Raw genomic sequence first — 17,244 nt, forward strand, 5'->3', positions numbered from 1 at the left:
CCGCCGGCGCGCCCTCGGTGGGGTATGACCGACCCGACCGCGCGGAACCGGCTCGACGAGACCGCGAGCCCGTACCTCCGCCAGCACGCCGACAACCCCGTCAACTGGCAGCCGTGGGACGAGCAGGCGTTCGAGGCCGCGCGCGAGCGCGACGTCCCCATCTTCCTCTCCATCGGCTACTCGGCGTGCCACTGGTGCCACGTCATGGAGGAGGAGTCGTTCTCGGACCCGGAGGTCGCCGAGGTCCTGAACGAGCACTTCGTCCCCATCAAGGTCGACCGCGAGGAGCGCCCGGACGTCGACTCGCTGTACATGACTGTCTGTCAGGCCGTCCGCGGCGGCGGTGGCTGGCCGCTGTCGGCGTTCCTCACGCCCGAGAAGGAGCCGTTCTACGTGGGCACGTACTTCCCGAAGCACGCGAAGGGCAACCAACCCGGATTCCTCCCACTGACCGAGCGCGTCAGCGAGGAGTGGAGCGAGAACCGCGAGGAACTCGAAGAGCGCGCCGACCAGTGGATGAGCACAGCGCGCGGCGAACTCGAATCCCTCCCGGACCCAATCGACGCCGTCGGCGAGAGTCCGCTGCTCCCCGCCGCGGACGACCTGCTGCGGGCGTTCGACCACGACCACGGCGGGTTCGGGCGCGCACCGAAGTTCCCACAGGCCGGGCGCGTCGACGCGCTCCTGCGCGCGCACGATCGAGAGTCGGCAGCGGACACTCGGTACGGCGACGCGGCCCAGCACGTCCTCGACTCGATGGCCGACGGCGGCCTCTTCGACCACCTCGGCGGCGGCTTCCACCGCTACTGCACGGACGCCGACTGGACGGTCCCGCACTTCGAGAAGATGCTGTACGACCAAGCGGCGCTCGCGGACCTGTACGTCGACGGCTACCGGCTGTTCGGCGACCAGCGCTACGCCGACGTGGTCGAGGAGACGCTGGCGTTCGTGGACCGCGAACTCGGTCACTCCGACGGCGGCTTCTACGCGACGCTGGACGCCCGCAGCGCGCCGCCCGAGAACCCCGAGGGCGTCCGCGGCGAAGCCGCGGGCTCGTCCGGTCGTGACGAACGTACTGAGGAACGACCGGACGGCGACCACGAGGAGGGCGCGTTCTACGTGTGGACGCCCGGAGACGTCCGAGAAGCCGTGAGCGACTACGCCGACGAAGCGTCCGCCGACGAGTCCGAGGGCTTCCTCGCGGACCTCTTCTGCGCGCGCTACGGCGTCGACGCCGCGGGGAACTTCGAGGACGGGCAGACGGTGCTCACGGTGTCCGCGTCACTGTCCGAACTCGCGGAGGAGTTCGAACGCTCCGAGGCCGAGGTCGCGAGCGCGCTCGACGCCGCAGAGGAGCGCTTGCGCGTGGCTCGCGAGGACCGCCCGCGGCCCGCTCGGGACGAGAAGGTGCTGGCAGGCTGGAACGGCCTGATGGCGTCGGCGTACGCGGAGGCGGGGCTCGCGCTCGACGACGCGTACGCCGAGCGCGCGGCCGACGCAATCGAGTACGTCCGGGAGACGCTGTGGGACGGCGAGCGGCTCTCCCGGCGCGTCATCGACGGCGACGTCGCCGGCGTGGGCTACGCCGAGGACTACGCGTACCTCGCCGCGGGCGCGCTCGCGACCTACGAGGCGACCGGCGACCGCGACCACCTCGGATTCGCGCTCGACCTCGCGGACGCGCTGCTCGCGGAGTGCTACGACGCGGAGACGGGCGCGCTCTACGAGACGCCCGAGTCAGTCGAGGACGTGGGCGTGCGCTCGCAGGACGTGGCCGACGGCCCGACGCCGTCCCCGGTCGGCGTGGCCGCCGAAGCCCTGCTCGCGCTGGACGCCTTCGATCCCGACGCGGGCTACGGCGACGCCGCGGGCGCGATGCTCGAACGGTACGGCGGCCGCGCCGAGACCACGCCGACGAGCCACGCGACGCTCGCGCTCGCCGCCGACACGCACGCCAACGGCCTACTGGAGGTCACAGTCGCCGCGGACGCGCTCCCCGAGGAGTGGCGTGAATCCGTCGGTGGGGCGTACCTCCCGCATCGCCTGCTGAGTGTTCGGCCGCCGACCGAGGCCGGAGTCGAGGCGTGGCTGGACGACCTCGAACTGTCGTCGGCGCCGCCGATTTGGGCGCAGCGCGGCGCCGTCGACGGCGAACCGGCGGCGTACGTCTGCCGGCGCGCGTGCTCGCCGCCCGTGACGACGACCGGAGAAATCACGGAGTGGCTCGCGGAGTTCCGCGTCACCGCCGACGCGTCGTAATGGGTCGTCCCTCGAAGCGGTGGCTCCAGCACAATCAGGTCGCGGTGTACGCCGTCGCGGTGGCGCTCGCGGTCGTGGTTGCACTCGTGCAGCCGAGCACGCAGACAGCGCTCGAAGCGCTCGTGAACCCCGTGCTCGCCGTGCTGTTGTACGCGACGTTCCTCGAAATCCCGTTCGTGCGCATCCGCGCGGCGTTCCGGAACGCGCGCTATCTCGGCGCGGCGCTCGCGATGAACTTCCTCGTCGTCCCCGTCGTCGCGTTCGCGCTCACGCGCCCCCTCGCCTCGGACCCCGTGGTGTTGGTGGGCGCGCTGCTCGTGTTGCTGACGCCGTGCATCGACTACGTGGTCCCGTTCACGGAGCTCGCGGGCGGGGACGCCGAACAGGTGACCGCGACGACGCCCGCGCTGATGGTCGTCCAACTCCTCCTGTTGCCCGCGTACCTCTGGCTGTTCGTCGGCCCGCAGGCCGCGGCCGTCGTCGACGCCCGGCCGTTCGTGGAAGCGTTCGCGTACCTCATCGCGGTGCCGCTGACGGCCGCGTACCTCACCGAGCGCCGCGCGGAACACTCCGAGCGCGCTCGCGAGTGGCAGGATGCCGTGGAGTGGCTGCCGGTGCCCGCGATGGCCGCGACGCTGTTCGTCGTGATTGCCTCCCAGTTGCCGCGCGTGCAGGATGCGCTCGGCCGCGTCGCCAGCGTCGTCCCCGTCTACGTCGCGTTCCTCGTCGCGATGCCGCTGCTCGCCAGCGCCGCCGGGCGCCGCCTCGACGTGGACACGGGGGCGAGCCGCGCGCTCGTGTTCACGTCGGTCACGCGGAACTCGCTGGTCGTGTTGCCGCTCGCGCTCGCGCTCCCCGCCGAGTACGCGCTCGCGCCCGCCGTCGTCGTGACGCAGACGCTCGTCGAACTCTGCGGGATGGTCGCGCTCACGCGCGTCGTGCCGGCGTACCTCGTGCCGGAGCGATGAATTCGGAGAAAGACAGCTACTGGAGCTGTTCGGCGAGGTAGACCGCGGGCGAGACGCTCTCCTCCTCGACGAAGCGCGCGAGTTCCTCGCCGTCGCGCTCGATGATGATTGTCGGGATGAGTTCGATGCCGTACTCCTCGACTTTCGGCCCGTACTTCTCGCCGTCCTCGCGTTCGACGGGGTACTGTTCGACGTTCTCGACGCCCGCGGCTTCGAGCGCGGCGGCGAAGTCCGGGAGTTGGCCGCGGCAGTCGCCACACCAGTCGGCGCCCCAGACGTGAACCGTCACGTCGTCACCGAGGTTCTCGAACGCCGCTACGACCTCCGGGTAGGAGTCCGCGTCCCACGCCGGGTTCGGCTCCATCGTGCTCAGACTCATGGGGAGTGGTTGGCGTGGCGCGTGCAAAAGGCTCGCGCTCGCGGCGACGAGCAGTAATCAGATGAGCAGACGAGACGAGCGGAGACGACGTTGTGTTTTGAAAGCCCTCGACGTTCTCGGCCAGCGGGAGACTCGCTATGCTCGTCTCCCGAGGTCTCGTTCGTTTCACTCACGAGACTCCCGCGACTCGCTGCGCGCGCTCGCTGTGCTCGCGTGCTTGCTTCGTCGGGGTTCGCCGAGACCGCCTCGCCCTTTCAATCCACCAGGATATCTACTGATTCACCGGCTAAACCGGGGTTCAGACGAATACTCATTTGAACACCCATGGCGACGGCCCCACAGACTCATTTACGAGCCCGACGCAGTCCGCCGTAATGAGTGTCATCGAGGCCGACTCCCTGCGGAAGGCCTACGGGGACGTGCGGGCAGTGGACGGACTCGACCTCGCGGTCGACCGCGGGGAGGTGTACGGCTTCCTCGGGCCGAACGGCGCCGGGAAGACGACGACCATCGAGATGCTGACCGGACAGCTCCGGCCGGACAGCGGCCAAGTGGATGTGCTCGGCACCGACCCCGCCAGCGACCCCGTCGAGACTCGTCGCTGGGTCGGCATCCTCCCCGAGCAGCAGTCGCCGCCGAGTTTCCTCACGCCCGCGGAATTCTTCGAGTTCGTCGGACGGGTGCGCGGCCTCGACGACGACGTGCTCGCGGACCGCGTCGACGAGTGGAGCGAGCGCCTCGGGTTCGCGGCGAAACTCGACACGCTGTGCGCTGACCTCTCCCGGGGCCAACAGCAGAAAGTGATGCTGACGCAGGTGTTCGTCCACGAGCCAGACGTGGTGGTCATCGACGAACCGCTCGCGAACCTCGACCCCATCGTCCAGGAGCAGGTCAAGCGCTACCTCCGGTCGTACGCCGCGGCCGGCAACGCGGTGTTCCTCTCGACGCACAACATCGACGTCGCCGAGGATGTCTGCTCGCGCGTCGGCATCGTGACGAACGGTCGCGTCGTCGCCGAGCGAGCGGTCGCGGAAACAGCGCCGGGGCTGCTGGACACGTTCCTCGACGCCGTCGAGGGCGCCGACCCGCGGGACACACCGGCCAGCGGGGGCGACTGATGGCGTCGAAGACGTGGCTGGTGTTCCGTGCGATGGTTCGCGAGGAACACCGCCTGCACGCGGCGCTGTTCGGCGGCCAGCACTTCGGCGCGCTCCCCCTCTTCGTCGCAGTTGCGAGCGCGGCCACGGTCGCCGCACTCGGGTTCACCGGCACGGACGCGGCCGCAATCGCGGACGGCGCACGCGTCCTCGTGCTCGCGTTCGGCCTCTACACGGGGACCGCAGGACTCGTGGGCGACGACCTGCTGGAGCGCGCGCTCGGGGAAACCGAAGTCCTGCTGTCGACAGCGGGCTACCTGCCGCTCTCGCGGCGTCGGCTGCTCGGCGTGTTCCTCCTGAAGGACGCCGGCTACTACGCGGTGCTGTTCCTGCTGCCGGTCTGCGTCGGCTTCATCCCACTGGCGGTGACGGGCGCGCTCGCGCCAGCGGCCGTCGCGTCGCTGTGGGTGTCGCTGCTCGCGGTGTTCGCTGTCGGAATGGTCACGACGTTCGCGGCCATCGCGGCCCGCACGCGCGGCATCCCGTCGCGGGCACTCGGCGTCGTCGTCGCGGGCGGCGCCGCAGCGGTCTGGACGACCGGGAACACGGTAGCCGCGTGGAACGCCGTCGCCGCCACCGGCGTCGCCCACGCGCTCGTGCTGCTCGTCGCCGCGCTCGCCGCCGGAGCCGCCGCACTGGCCGTCTACGTCCCGACGCACCGCGACCCCGCCGAGACGCGGCGGAACCAGTTCGGGCCGCTCGCGGACGCCATCCGCGACGAGCGCGGACTGGTCGCGCGCACGCTGCTGGACCTCGCGCGATCCAGCGGCGGACTCCTCAAGCCCGTCGTCTCCGCGGCGATTCTGCTCGCGCTCGCCGCGTTCCTCGTCGGCGTCGTCGAGCGCATCGTCGGTGTCGCGCCGACGCCCGGCGTCTTCTTCGGGACTATTCTCTCGCTGAGCGCGTTCACGACGTACAACTGGCTCACCCAGTTCGACAGCATCGAGGAGTACCTCGCGCTGCCGGTGTCCGTGCCCGCGGTGTTCCGAGCGAAACGCACGGCGTTCCTGCTCACCGGACTCCCCACCGCGATAGCCGCGTACGTCGTCGTCCTCGTGTGGTACGACGTGGCGCTGGTCGACGCCGTCGTCGGACTGTCACTGCTCGGCGGCCTCTCGGTGTATCTGTTCGGGGTGACGGTCGCGCTCGCGGGCCTCGACCCGAACGAGTTCCTCTTCGACGCCCGGCGGTTCGCGATGTTCACCGCGGGCGTCGCCGTCCCCGTCGTGCCGGTGTTGCTCGCCGCGTTCGCCGCTGCGTCCGGTGGGCTTCCACTGACGTACGCCGGCGCGCTCGTCGCCGCGAGCGCGGTCCTCGCCGCTGCCGGCGCGGCGCTCTCCGAACGCGCGGGACCGCGCTGGGCGGCCGTCTACGCAGCCGGCTAGCCCGAGTGTCGAAGGCGGCGAGGACTGTCGATGCCCGTCACACGTTTAGTGGGGGACTGCCTAGACGTGACCAATGAAGGACAGCATCCTCGAAGCAATCGGGTCGCCGCTGGTCCGCGTCCCCGCTCCCGAGGGCGCGACCGTCGCGGCGAAGCTCGAGGCGTTCAACCCCGGCGGGTCGGCGAAAGACCGACCGGCGCGAGAGATGGTGCTGGCCGCCGAGCGGGAGGGACACGTCTCGCCGGGCGACCGGCTCGTGGAGGCCACCAGCGGGAACACGGGCATCGGCCTCGCCGTCGTCGCCGCCGCGCGCGGCTACGACCTCACCATCGTGATGCCGGCGTCGATGAGCGAGGAGCGCCGGCGCCTCCTCCGCGCGTACGGCGCCGACCTCGAACTCGTCGACGGCAACATGGAGACCGCCAACGAGCGCGCCGACCGCATCGCCGCCGAGGACGGCGGGTTCCGCGTCGCCCAGTTCGAGAACCCAGCGAACCCGCGCGCGCACTACCGGACGACCGCGGAGGAAATCATCGACCAAGTGGAGGGCCGCGAGATCGACGCGTTCGTCGCCGGCGTCGGGACCGGCGGCACCATCACGGGCACCGCGACCCGGCTCAAGGAGGAGTACCCCGACATGGAGGTCGTCGCGGTCGAACCCGAGTCCAATCCCGTGCTGTCGGCCGGCGACCCCCGCGACGACGACTTCCAGGGGATGGGCCCGAGCTTCGTCAGCGACATCCTCGACCTCGACCTCATCGACAGCGTCGAGTCCGTCCCGGTCGAGGACGCCGAGGCGGCCTCCCGCCGGCTCGCCAGCGACCAAGGTATCCTCGTCGGGCAGTCCAGCGGCGCCGCCTACGTCGCCGCCGAGCGCGTCGCCGACCGCATCGCCGAACCCGGTCTGAACTGCCCGGAGTCCGCGTTCGACGCTGCGGACCTCGCGGACGCCGGCCTCGACGAGGACGCGCTCGCGGACGGCGGCAGCGAGTACGACGACTGCCCGCTCGTGGTCACGGTGTTCCCTGACTCCGGCGAACGCTACCTCTCTGCGGGCGTCTTCGACGCCTGACTACGCTTCGAACTCTGCTTCTGTCACGCGCACGACGACCGTCTCGTCGACGTCACGGAGGTCGTACTCGGGGCGCTCGCCCTGCACGCGCGTGACGTACATCGGCTCGACGAGTTCGCCGTCCTCGACGCCGTAGACTTTCAGTCGCGCGTCCGTCTCCGGCGCGCGGACCTCGCCGTCGCGGACCGCGGCCGCGAGGTCACGAGAGAGCCACTCGTCGTCGCTGACCGACGGTTCGAGGACGAACGCGGCGTCCGCGAGACGGACGAGATACCAGTTCAGGTCGTTCAACAGCGACACCGCGGCGCCGAGGCTCACGGTGTCGACGGCGACCGCGTTCTCGTAGGGCGACCGAACGTCGTAGGTCGCCAGCGCCCGCCGCGCCGTTTCGTACGCGAACAGGTCCGCACGGAGGTCGACGTCGTCACTGCCGACGATACAGACCCGCGTCACGCCGGCATCCCCCCGGAGACTTCGACGCCGTCGGCGGCCTCGCGCGCCCACTCGAAGAGGTCGTCGGGTTCGTCTTTGCGGACGCTCTCCATCGACGCGGCCGTCAGCGGCTGGTTCGGCGCGAGGCGCTCGCAGCCCACGTCCAGCGTGGAGTCGCGATAGGTCCCGATCTCGCGGGCGCGAGCGATGATCTCCTGTTTGTCCAGCGAGAACAGCGGCCGGTGGACCGGGAGGTCGCTGGCGCGGTCGACGACCGCGAAGTTCGCGGCGGTCTGACTGGACTTCTGTCCGAGCGACTCGCCGGTGACGACGCCGACGGCGCCGACCTGTTCGGCGACGCGTTCGGCGACCCGGTACATGAACCGGCGGTACGAGAGCATGCGCGTGCGGCCGACCTGTTCGCCGAGGCGCCGCACCGCGTCGCCAGCGGGCGCGACCCGGAGTCGCATGTCGAAGTTCGGTGCGAACGCCGATAGCCGGCGCGCCGTCTCCTCGGCGCGAGCGCGGTGGTCGGGGCCGCCGTACGGCCCGAGGTCCAGGTACAGCGGCACAATTGGGGACCCGCGCTTCATCGCCGCCCACGCCGCAACCGGCGAGTCGATGCCGCCGGAGACGAGCGCGACGACCGGCTTCTGACTGCCCAGCGGCATCCCGCCGGGGCCGTCGCGCTTCTCGACGAAGACGAACGCCTCCTCCTCGCGGACTTCCACGAAGAACGTGATGTCGGGGTCGTCGAGGTCGACCTCCGGGCGGAGGTCCTGTTCGACGGCGTGCCAGACGGCGTCGCCGCCCTCGCGGTTGACGTCGTGACTCCCGAAGTCGTGGTCGCCGGCGCGGCGGGCGTCGACGGCGTACGCGCCGCCGTCGTAGCACTCGCGGGCGGTGAGTGCGAGCGCGCCGCGAATCGAACGCATCTCCGCGGGAACGGAGAGCGCGGGACTCGCGGAGACAACGCCGAACGTGTCCGCGGCGGCGTCCGCGGCGGCGTCGGGGTCGGGCGTCCGGACGAGCAGCCGACCCCACTCGCGGTCGACCGTCGCGTCGACGTCGCGGTCGTCGAGGACGGCTTGGAGGTTCTCGCGGAGTCGGCGCTCCATGTCGGACTGCACCGAACTCGACTTCACGCCGATGTCGCCGTGCCTGACGACGACGGCGTCCGCACCGGGCGGTAACATGGTAGAGGGAAGCCGACCCGGCAGTAAACACCTATCGCCTGCCGGCGGGCAGAACACTCGCAGACCGGGGTGGGCGTAGCTCCGAGCCGAGAGCGCACACCCCGCGGAAGCGGGAGAAACAGCGTTCGGGAGTCGGCGAGCGAACTGCGAGACGCCTTAGATGCGACCGACTTCTTCGACGGCGACGCTCTCGACGTCGTCGACGTTCGAGAACGCCTCCTCGACGGCTTCGGTGCCGCCCGCGTCGTCGGGGACGATGACCGTCGTCAGGAGCGCGGTGAGGCCGAACGCGACTTCCTCGGTCTCGACGCCGTTGATTTTCGCGCCCTCGGGGAGGGACTCGGAGAGGCGCTCTTCGAGGTCGTCGAGGTCGATGTCCGGGCTCTGCGGCATGACCTTGAGGACGGCGGCGACCTTACCCATCGTTACGGCCCCCGGAACCCGCAGTCGGGGCACTCGTAGAGGTTGCTCTGCTTGCGGCACTTCGCGCAGCGGTAAATCTGCTGGCCGCAGTCCGGACATTTGAACGCGGCGGCGGTGGTGCCCGAGATGTTGATGCCACAGGACACGCACTTTCGCGCGCGTTTGGCTTCGGTTTCGGATTCGCTCATAGATTGTTTTGCGCCCGGACGCGTTTTAACCGTTGTCTTTCGGCATCGCCGACCGCGACCTAGCTCCCCGGCAGGATGTCACCGAGCGCGGCGCCGATGGCCATCGGCAGGAGGGCGACGACGACGGTGGATGCGGCGAGCGTCGGATCCGTCCACGAGATGCGGCCCCACGCGGTCAACAGCAGCGTCGCGGTGACCGTGGACGCGCCGAGCACGCCGACGAGGCGCCGCGGGACGAGGCCGAGAATCCGGTTCGCGACGCGGACGTCCTGAAACTGCGCGACGTACAGCAGGCCGTAGACGATGACGACTGTGGCAGCGACACTACCGGCGAGCAGGGAGGGGTGGCCGGCGAGGAATACGCCAGCTTCGTTGGTACCGCCTTCGACGGCCATCGGGATGCCGAACAGGAGACTCCCCAGGAACGCTTCCGCGAGGTCGTTGGCGTCGAAGCCGTAGATGACGCGGCCGAACGTGCCCTCGGGCTGCATGTCGGTCGCCATCTCTTTCACTTCGCGGAGCTGTGCGCGGGCTTCGTCGTCCTCGACGTGGTCGTCTAAGTCTTCGAGTTCGTCGAAGAGGTCCGAGAAGCCCTTCCGGTCCCCCTCGGGCGGCGCGCTCATGGACGAACGCACACCCGCCGGGGACTTAAACGGCCAGTACGGGTTCGGGAGCGAGCGCGACAGGAGGGATGCCCCGAGCGATGGCGGCGGCCGGAGTCCGTCGGGCGCCGACCGCGTGGGTTTAACCCCGCGCGGCGGGTACGCCTGCACATGACTGAAGCAGGGTGGTTCGCTGGCGCGGAGGCCGGCGACGCCGACGCGATGGGTGACGCCGTCCGAGACGGGACGGCGGACGCGCCCGCGGACTGGCCCGAGCGGGCCGTCGACGCGGGGTTCGCCGACGACACGGACGACTACTACGCGCTGCTGCGCGACGCGACGCTCGCGGGGACGCGGGCCGCCGTCCGCGAGCGCGAGGGCGCCGACGACCAGCAACTGATTCACGCGGTGCGCGCGGCCGCGGACCTCGCGGACGCCGCGAACGAACTCGCGGAGCGCGGCACCGAGTGGGCTGGCAGTGTCTTCGAGGACGTGGACAGCGGCGTCGACGGCGCGCGCGAGGTTGCCGAGCGCGACCCCGAGAACGCCACCGAGGAGCGAGCCGTCGCGCTCTGCGAGCGCGTCGCGGACCTCGCCGACGAACGAGACGAGGTACGCGAGTACGTCGAGCGGCAGGCGCCGACGGTGGCGCCGAACCTCTCGAATCTCGCGGGGCCGATGCTGGCGGCGCGACTCGTCGCGCTCGCGGGCGGCCTCGGCGACCTCGCGAAACAGCCCAGCGGCACCGTCCAAGTGCTGGGCGCGGAGGACGCCCTGTTCGCGCATCTCCGCGGGCACGCGCCGTCGCCGAAGCACGGCGCCATCTACACGCACGACTACGTGCGCAACACCCACCCCGAGAACCGGGGGTCGGCGGCGCGCGCGCTCGCCGGGAAACTCTCTATTGCCGCTCGCATCGACCACTACTCGGGGGACTTGCGGCCGGAGTTGCGGGAGGAACTGGACGAGCGAATGGAGCGCATCCGCGCTCGTGAGACGGAATGAGTCTGCCCGACGGCGTCCAGCGGCGAGCGTTCGACGGTGAGGACGCGCTCGCGACGCGCGGCGAGCCGGTGTACGGCGAACCCGTCGTCGACGGGTGGCGGCGCTGGGACGCCCACCGCTCGAAGCTCGGCGCGACGTTCGAACACGGCCTCGACGCGGGACTCGCGGGCGGCGACAGCGTGCTCTACCTCGGCGCAGCGAACGGCACGACGGTCAGCCACGTCGCGGACTTCGCGGGGCCGACGTACGCCGTCGAGTTCGCGCCGCGACCAGTCCGGGACCTGCTCGGGGTCGCCGAGGACCGCGGAAACCTCTTCCCGCTGCTGAAGGACGCGCGCAAGCCCGAGACGTACGCGCACGTCGTCGAGTCGGAGTTGGACGTCATCGTGCAGGACGTGGCGACGCGGGGGCAGGCCGACGTCGCGCTCGCGAACCGGCAGTTCCTCGCGGACGACGGGCGGTTCGTCGGCGCGGTCAAGGCGCGTAGCGAGGACGTCACGCGCGAACCCGAGGCGGTCTTCGAGGACGTGCTGGACCGACTGCGGGACGGCTACGAAGTGCTGGCGACCGAGCGGCTGGAGCCACACCACGACGACCACCTCGCGGTCGTCGCGACGCCGAAATAGCCACAATAGGTCGAATAGGTAACTCCGGTTCGCGGCGGTAACCCGGTAGCTCCGCCGACTTCCAGAACTATTTACGGCCGCCGCGGAAAACTCCCGGCAGCATGGACGTGGGTTCGCGGGAGGCGTTCACGGAACTGGGGACGCTCGGCGTCGAAGAGGAGTTCTTCGTCGTCGGCGATGACGGCGTCCCGACCGCCGGGACCGACCAGTTAGTCTACGGGAGCGACCCGCCCGAACTGCTGGAGGGACGCCTCGACCACGAACTGTTCAAGTTCGTCGTGGAGACGCAGACGCCGAAACTCGACGGCCCCGGCGACGCAGCGGAGTCCGTCCGGGACGTTCGCGCGGCGTTGGTCGCGCACGCCGAAGCGAACGGCTACCGCATCGCGGCCGCGGGCCTCCACCCCGGGGCGCGCTGGCGCGAACGCGAACACGCCGAGAAACCCCGGTATCGCTCCCAACTCGAACGCATCCAGTACCCACAGCAGCGGAACACGACCGCCGGCCTGCACGTCCACGTCGGCGTCGACGACGCGGACAAGGCAGTCTGGGTGGCGAACCAACTGCGCTGGCACGTCCCCGTGATGCTGGCGCTGTCGGCGAACTCGCCGTTCTGGAACGGCTTCGACACGGGGCTGGCGTCGGCGCGCGCGAAAATCTTCGAAGCGCTCCCGAACACCGGAATTCCCACGGCGTTCGACTCCTACGACGAGTTCGAGCGCTTCGAGCACCTGATGGTCGAGAACGGCGCCATCGACGACCGCGGCGAACTCTGGTACGACGTGCGCCCACACTCGGGCCACGGCACCGTCGAGGTGCGCGCGCCCGACGGCCAAGCCGATCCCGAGAACGTGCAGGCGTTCGTGGAGTACACGCACGCGCTCGTCGTGGACTACGCCCAGCGCTACGAGGACGCCGCCGACCCCACGGTCACGGACATCTTCGGGGACGGCGACCCGGGCAACGCGCTCCGGCGAGAGGTCTTAGACGAGAACAAGTGGCGGGCGACCCGACGCGGCCACGACGCGTCGTTCGTGCGCCGCGACGCAGGCGGCGAGGTGTCGCTGGGCGAGGTCGTCGACCGGGAGCGCGAGCGCCTCGGTGTCTCCGGCATCCGCGACGTCTACGACGCCGAGTCCGGCGCGAGCGCGCAGCGCCGACTCCTCGACGACGCGGGCGAAGCCGCGCTGTACGAGTCGCTGGTCCTGTAGCGAGTACCGGGTGAGACCGCGACGTGCGAAGAGTTTTTCACTGGCACGTCGCTTTTGACCTGAACGAGACGACGCATGTCCGAGGACACATCCGACGAGACAGCGGGGGAGGACCAGTCGCCGCGGGACCGACTCGGGGAGGAGAAAGAGCGCGCCGTCGCGGGCTTCGACCAAGGAGTCGTCGACATCCTGTCGTGGGTGCTCGACACCGAGACGCGAGCGCGCATCTTCGTCTACCTCCGCCAGCACCCGTGGAGCACCAGCGAGGAGGTCGCCGACGGCACCGGCCTCTACCCGTCGACGGTTCGGGAGGCGCTCGCGGAACTCGCCGAGGAGGACGTCGTCGAGCGCCGCAAACGACAGAGCGAGGGCGCCGGCAACAACCCCTACGAGTACACGGCCATCGCGCCGAGCGACCTCGTCGGCGGGGTCGTCGGCCGCGTCCAAGACGAACTCAACACCGTGTTCAACCTCGACGCGCACCTCGGCAGCAACGACGCCGACACCGCCGACGAACCGGTCCGCATCGAGGTCGAGGACGGCTTCGAGGTAGAAGCGGAAGTCGGCGACACGGAAGCCGGCGTCGACGTGGACGTCGAAGCCGAAGCGGAGGGCGGCGACGGCGACGGTGGCATCGACGTGGACGTCGAAGCTGAGGGCGAAGTCGACGACACGGAAGCCGGCGTCGAGGGCGAAGCAGAAGTCGGAGATGTCGACGACGAAGACGAAGACGAACAGCGCTCCTGAACCCAAACTGGTAAACGCTGCCGGGTCGTCCGCCGGCGTATGAACGTCGCCCTCGGTGGGACGTTCGACCCGATTCACGACGGTCACCGCAAACTCTTCGAGCGCGCGTTCGAACTCGGTGACGTCACCGTCGGGTTGACCAGCGACGAACTCGCCGCACAGACGCGCAGCGTCGACCGCGAGGTCCGGCCGTTCGAGGCCCGCGAACGCGACCTCGAAGCCGAACTCGCGGCTATCGCCGGTGACTACGACAGCGAGTTCGACGTTCGGAAACTCGAATCACCGACCGGCATCGCCACGGAACCACCGTTCGACGTGCTCGTGGTCTCCCCGGAGACGAAGGCCACCGGCGAACGCATCAACGACATCCGCGACGAGCGCGGCCTCGACCCGTTGGACATCGAGGTCGTCGACCACGTCCGCGCCGAGGACGGCGACATCATCTCCTCGACGCGCATCGTGCAGGGCGAAATCGACGAACACGGCGCCCTCACCGCGGACACCGACAGTCCCTAGTTCTCACCACGTCGGCGCGTCGAAGCCGGCTTCCTCGAGGAGGTCCTTCCAGCGCTGCTGGATAGCGAGTCGCGAGACGTCGGCGGCCTCCGCGACCGCGGTCTGCGAGCGCTGGTCGCCCGCGATGAGCGCGCCCGCGTAGACGCTGGCCGCGACGACCGCGGGCTTGGACCGTTCGTCGCCGGGCACCGCCGACAAGAAGAGGTCCTTCGCAGTCGTCTTCGCTTCCGCGTCCAACTCTAGCTCGCGCGCCACGCCGTCGAGGTCGTCCAGCCACCGTTGTTGGTCGAACTCGTCGCCCGCCCGGTACATACCCGTAGGTTCGGCGCGCCACACCTAAATCTTCGCCGGCGAACTCGGGACAAATCGAGTGAATCCGGCGCGACGGTCTCGACAGTTCAAGGGTCGGACGGCCCTCGTGGCGACCACAGATGACGACACCACTCGCGTTCGCAGTCGGGTTCGTGGAACTGTTCGCCGGGCTGTCGACGCCCGCGCAAGCCAGCCCCGTCGGCGACTCCGTTGTCGTGTTCGCGGGGAGCCTGCTCGTCGGCGGCGTCGCCATCCACGTCGCCGCGAACTACGTCGCCGGCGCCGGCGAGTACGGGGACGCAGTGCTCACCGCCCTGTTCGGCGCTGTCGCGTGGGCGCTCCTCGACGGCGTGCCGCTGGTCGGCGGCCTGCTCGCGCTGGTCGCGTGGGTTGCTGTCATCAAGTGGCGCTACCCCGTCGGCTGGACGCGCGCGGGCATTATCGGCGTCGCCGCGTGGGCCGTCGCAACCGTCGTGCTCGCGGCGCTCGCACTCCTCGGCGTCGGGTCGCTGGGCGCGCTCGGCGTCCCGGGCGCGTAACGCAATTCTCATTTGACTGCCCGCGATACCTCGAAGTGCGCGCGGGTAGCCAAGCCAGGAAACGGCGCAGCGCTTAGGACGCTGTCCCGTAGGGGTCCGCCGGTTCAAATCCGGTCCCGCGCATGAGCGAACGCAGTGAGCGAAGAGCAGGACCGATTCGAACCCTGGAAGGCGAGCGAAGCGAGTCTTCCTTCGGTTCAAATCCGGTCCCGCGCATTTTCTGTTCGAGCGAAGCGAGAACGAAAATGCAGAGGATTTGAACCCTGCGATGAACGCGCAGCGAACGCAGTGAGCGAGCATTTCTCGCATCGGTTCAAATCCGGTCCCGCGCACTGGGTTCTTTCGCTGTCTAGTGGTTTTGCTTGTGCAGACAAGCATGACCGCCAACAGATACGAACGCTACGCCGTCGAGATCGACGACAGACGCGAGCTCAAATTAGTCCCGGAACCAACCGGGATTCCCTCAACGAAAAGCAGCTCATCGACTACGTGGAGTACCGACGCAACTGGGTCGAGTGGCTGCAAACGGTCGGGAAGAACTCCAAGACGCGCGAAGGCTACTCAGACTATACACCGTCTCACGCGCGAAACCGCCTCGATACCGGCGCCGGGTGCGAGCCGCGTCACTCACCCTAACCAGTCTTGATGCCGGGCTGCGACCGGTATCGCAAAGCTGGTCGTCCTGCTGGTACTGTTATCATAGCAATTCTCACAACGAAGAGCGTGTGGTAGTACGATCCTGTATCACTGTCGTGACCGCTAAAGAAGAGTAGAGGCGTCGTTGGAAGCAGTCAGTACTGGAAGCTAACTTCCTCTGTATTCATGAGGGTCTCATCGAACGACTCGCGAGCATTGGTCCGCTGCTTGAAGCCATCAGTGACTCCTCTTACTTTGATCGTCGGTTCGGAGTTCGGCTCGACCACGTCGATGTCCGGCACGAACGTCACAGCAGCAACCGGTTCATCATAGGTATCCCAACCCCACTGGTACGTCTCACCGTGATTATCCCAATTAGTATGCCACGAATTGCCGCTGAACGCCATGACCGCACCGAATGCGAGCATTCCGACACTAACGTAGCTACCCGCGACGTACCCCAGCGTGGCGGCAATCTCTGCGGCGATACTGACGAGCGAGGCGGCTTGTTCGGTGTTTAGCGGACCATCCGAGTTCTCAAGGGCTTGTCGGACAGCCGCTTCGTCGTCCACCTCGTCGTCATCGAGGTTCAACGCATCTTTCACCGTTGCCTCCGACGGTAACCCACCGGCCGTGATATACTCGTAGTCCACGGTGTCCGGAGCGACTGTGGTCGTTCCATCACGTCCAAGAATACCGAGGCCTGCCCCGGTAAGACAGCTTTTCTCCGCTTGCGTTACCGTCTCTCCATCCTTGTCATTTCCGTACTTGGCTTGGTGGATGGCGAACAGGTCAAGCTTTGCGTCACCGTTGCTATTGTAATCTCTAAACCTGACGGCCAACTGTTGTTCCATTTCCAGCCACTCCGTGTAGCCGCCCACGCGACCCTCCGAGACGTAGTCGTCAGTGCGTTTTGTCTCGGGTTCTAGTTCCCAGATTTCCCCGGGTGACGCAGCGAGTGCGGTTCCCGAGCTCGCGGTAGTGAGTGCTAGTCCGCCGATTCCCGCCGCTGCGGTACGCTTCAAGAATGACCGCCGTGTATTATTTTGTTCCGACACGGGAGGAAAAAATATATCTCTGATACTAAGTATTTTGTGTTTTTAATTATAATTAATATAATGTTTATCGGAGCCTCGTTCGCTGTGGCCGATTCGGTCCTCCTCCGAGGACTGACTCGCGCCGACATTTCTAGATAATCCCGCTACGTGAGCAAGCGGCGTGACTGCGAGACAGGTGCGAGCTAAGTAGTGCTTAGGACGCTATCCCGTAGAGGTCCGCTGACTCAAATCCGGGCCTCGCGCCACGAGAGACACTGCCCCTGCATTCCACTTTCACTCCGGTTGGGTCGACTTTTTGCGGTGCCGCGGCGTGTGTCCTGAGAGAGGCCATGTCTACGGAATCCCAGACGCTCGGTGTGTGCCCGGAGTGCGGTGCGGCTATCTCGCCGGGCGCGGTGCTCGTGGAGTACGAGCGCGCCGACGGCCCGGTGGTGTACGCGGAGTGTCCGGAGTGCGTGGAGCCGGTTCACCCGCGGTAGACGTTCTCACGCGCGGATAGCGGCAGGCGACTTCTCCCTCCCGAACCCTTTTGA

General features: G+C 68.6%; 20 protein-coding genes and 1 tRNA gene. 13 read left to right on the plus strand and 8 right to left on the minus strand.

The genetic code is table 11. From position 1 onward, the window contains the following. Nucleotides 1-24: 24 nt before the first annotated feature. Complete coding sequence (locus tag AVZ66_RS07225; RefSeq protein ID WP_058983201.1) at nucleotides 25-2,259, plus strand: thioredoxin domain-containing protein; 2,235 nt, start codon at nucleotides 25-27, stop codon at nucleotides 2,257-2,259. Further along, nucleotides 2,259-3,227: an arsenic resistance protein gene (locus tag AVZ66_RS07230; RefSeq protein ID WP_058983203.1), complete on the plus strand. Its 969-nt coding sequence runs from the start codon at nucleotides 2,259-2,261 to the stop codon at nucleotides 3,225-3,227. The genes AVZ66_RS07225 and AVZ66_RS07230 overlap by 1 nt, the downstream gene beginning before the upstream one ends. Before the next feature lie 16 nt (nucleotides 3,228-3,243). On the opposite strand, the gene AVZ66_RS07235 is transcribed toward AVZ66_RS07230, so the two are convergent. Further along, on the minus strand, nucleotides 3,244-3,606 hold the full coding sequence (locus AVZ66_RS07235; protein ID WP_058983205.1) for a thioredoxin family protein: 363 nt from the start codon (nucleotides 3,604-3,606) through the stop codon (nucleotides 3,244-3,246). A 374-nt stretch (nucleotides 3,607-3,980) separates the two neighbouring features. On the opposite strand from AVZ66_RS07235, the gene AVZ66_RS07240 reads away from it, so the two are divergent. The 3 genes from AVZ66_RS07240 to AVZ66_RS07250 all read left to right on the plus strand — a co-directional run bounded on the left by AVZ66_RS07240 (nucleotide 3,981) and on the right by AVZ66_RS07250 (nucleotide 7,220). Then, nucleotides 3,981-4,724, plus strand: coding sequence for an ABC transporter ATP-binding protein (locus AVZ66_RS07240; protein ID WP_058983207.1), 744 nt, complete (start codon nucleotides 3,981-3,983; stop codon nucleotides 4,722-4,724). Then, nucleotides 4,724-6,148: a hypothetical protein gene (locus AVZ66_RS07245; protein ID WP_058983209.1), complete on the plus strand. Its 1,425-nt coding sequence runs from the start codon at nucleotides 4,724-4,726 to the stop codon at nucleotides 6,146-6,148. The genes AVZ66_RS07240 and AVZ66_RS07245 overlap by 1 nt, the downstream gene beginning before the upstream one ends. Before the next feature lie 73 nt (nucleotides 6,149-6,221). Further along, a complete protein-coding gene (locus AVZ66_RS07250; protein ID WP_058983211.1) occupies nucleotides 6,222-7,220 on the plus strand; it encodes a PLP-dependent cysteine synthase family protein in 999 nt (332 codons plus the stop codon). Here the strand turns inward: AVZ66_RS07250 and AVZ66_RS07255 are convergent, their stop codons facing one another. The 5 genes from AVZ66_RS07255 to AVZ66_RS07275 all read right to left on the minus strand — a co-directional run bounded on the left by AVZ66_RS07255 (nucleotide 7,221) and on the right by AVZ66_RS07275 (nucleotide 10,082). Further along, nucleotides 7,221-7,673, minus strand: a complete 453-nt coding sequence (locus AVZ66_RS07255; RefSeq protein WP_058983213.1) for a DUF5804 family protein — start codon at nucleotides 7,671-7,673, stop codon at nucleotides 7,221-7,223. It abuts the gene before it with no gap. Then, nucleotides 7,670-8,848, minus strand: coding sequence for a tRNA sulfurtransferase (locus tag AVZ66_RS07260; protein ID WP_058983215.1), 1,179 nt, complete (start codon nucleotides 8,846-8,848; stop codon nucleotides 7,670-7,672). The genes AVZ66_RS07255 and AVZ66_RS07260 overlap by 4 nt, the downstream gene beginning before the upstream one ends. A gap of 156 nt (nucleotides 8,849-9,004) precedes the next feature. Beyond that, nucleotides 9,005-9,271, minus strand: a complete 267-nt coding sequence (locus AVZ66_RS07265; RefSeq protein ID WP_058983219.1) for an elongation factor 1-beta — start codon at nucleotides 9,269-9,271, stop codon at nucleotides 9,005-9,007. A 2-nt stretch (nucleotides 9,272-9,273) separates the two neighbouring features. Further along, entirely contained in the window at nucleotides 9,274-9,459 is a 186-nt protein-coding gene (locus tag AVZ66_RS07270; protein ID WP_058983221.1) for an HVO_2753 family zinc finger protein, read from the minus strand. Nucleotides 9,460-9,518: 59 nt separating this feature from the next. After that, nucleotides 9,519-10,082 (minus strand): DUF2391 family protein, encoded by a 564-nt coding sequence (locus tag AVZ66_RS07275; RefSeq protein ID WP_058983222.1) that lies wholly within the window; start codon nucleotides 10,080-10,082, stop codon nucleotides 9,519-9,521. 150 nt (nucleotides 10,083-10,232) lie between these two features. Between AVZ66_RS07275 and AVZ66_RS07280 the strand changes: the two genes are divergently transcribed. The 5 genes from AVZ66_RS07280 to AVZ66_RS07300 all read left to right on the plus strand — a co-directional run bounded on the left by AVZ66_RS07280 (nucleotide 10,233) and on the right by AVZ66_RS07300 (nucleotide 14,166). Then, entirely contained in the window at nucleotides 10,233-11,066 is an 834-nt protein-coding gene (locus AVZ66_RS07280; RefSeq protein ID WP_058983224.1) for an NOP5/NOP56 family protein, read from the plus strand. Further along, nucleotides 11,063-11,692, plus strand: a complete 630-nt coding sequence (locus AVZ66_RS07285; RefSeq protein ID WP_058983226.1) for a fibrillarin-like rRNA/tRNA 2'-O-methyltransferase — start codon at nucleotides 11,063-11,065, stop codon at nucleotides 11,690-11,692. Before AVZ66_RS07280 ends, AVZ66_RS07285 begins: the two co-directional genes overlap by 4 nt. Nucleotides 11,693-11,793: 101 nt before the next feature. After that, a complete protein-coding gene (locus tag AVZ66_RS07290; protein ID WP_058983230.1) occupies nucleotides 11,794-12,903 on the plus strand; it encodes a glutamate--cysteine ligase in 1,110 nt (369 codons plus the stop codon). 75 nt (nucleotides 12,904-12,978) lie between these two features. Continuing rightward, nucleotides 12,979-13,650 (plus strand): winged helix-turn-helix domain-containing protein, encoded by a 672-nt coding sequence (locus AVZ66_RS07295; RefSeq protein WP_058983232.1) that lies wholly within the window; start codon nucleotides 12,979-12,981, stop codon nucleotides 13,648-13,650. A 39-nt stretch (nucleotides 13,651-13,689) separates the two neighbouring features. Then, nucleotides 13,690-14,166, plus strand: coding sequence for a phosphopantetheine adenylyltransferase (locus AVZ66_RS07300; RefSeq protein ID WP_058983234.1), 477 nt, complete (start codon nucleotides 13,690-13,692; stop codon nucleotides 14,164-14,166). 3 nt (nucleotides 14,167-14,169) lie between these two features. On the opposite strand, the gene AVZ66_RS07305 is transcribed toward AVZ66_RS07300, so the two are convergent. After that, complete coding sequence (locus AVZ66_RS07305; protein ID WP_058983236.1) at nucleotides 14,170-14,478, minus strand: hypothetical protein; 309 nt, start codon at nucleotides 14,476-14,478, stop codon at nucleotides 14,170-14,172. A gap of 119 nt (nucleotides 14,479-14,597) precedes the next feature. On the opposite strand from AVZ66_RS07305, the gene AVZ66_RS07310 reads away from it, so the two are divergent. Both AVZ66_RS07310 and AVZ66_RS07315 read left to right on the plus strand, forming a co-directional pair. Continuing rightward, entirely contained in the window at nucleotides 14,598-15,017 is a 420-nt protein-coding gene (locus AVZ66_RS07310) for a hypothetical protein (RefSeq protein ID WP_231727090.1), read from the plus strand. Between the two features lie 39 nt (nucleotides 15,018-15,056). Further along, a tRNA-Leu gene (locus tag AVZ66_RS07315) sits at nucleotides 15,057-15,140 on the plus strand. Between the two features lie 668 nt (nucleotides 15,141-15,808). Here the strand turns inward: AVZ66_RS07315 and AVZ66_RS07320 are convergent. Continuing rightward, on the minus strand, nucleotides 15,809-16,534 hold the full coding sequence (locus AVZ66_RS07320; protein WP_058983238.1) for a hypothetical protein: 726 nt from the start codon (nucleotides 16,532-16,534) through the stop codon (nucleotides 15,809-15,811). Between the two features lie 506 nt (nucleotides 16,535-17,040). Here AVZ66_RS07320 and AVZ66_RS16585 point away from each other — a divergent pair. Next, nucleotides 17,041-17,190, plus strand: coding sequence for a hypothetical protein (locus tag AVZ66_RS16585; protein ID WP_197407734.1), 150 nt, complete (start codon nucleotides 17,041-17,043; stop codon nucleotides 17,188-17,190). Nucleotides 17,191-17,244 lie beyond the last annotated feature (54 nt).

The organism is Halobacterium sp. CBA1132 (assembly GCF_001485535.1).
Taxonomy (GTDB): domain Archaea; phylum Halobacteriota; class Halobacteria; order Halobacteriales; family Halobacteriaceae; genus Halobacterium.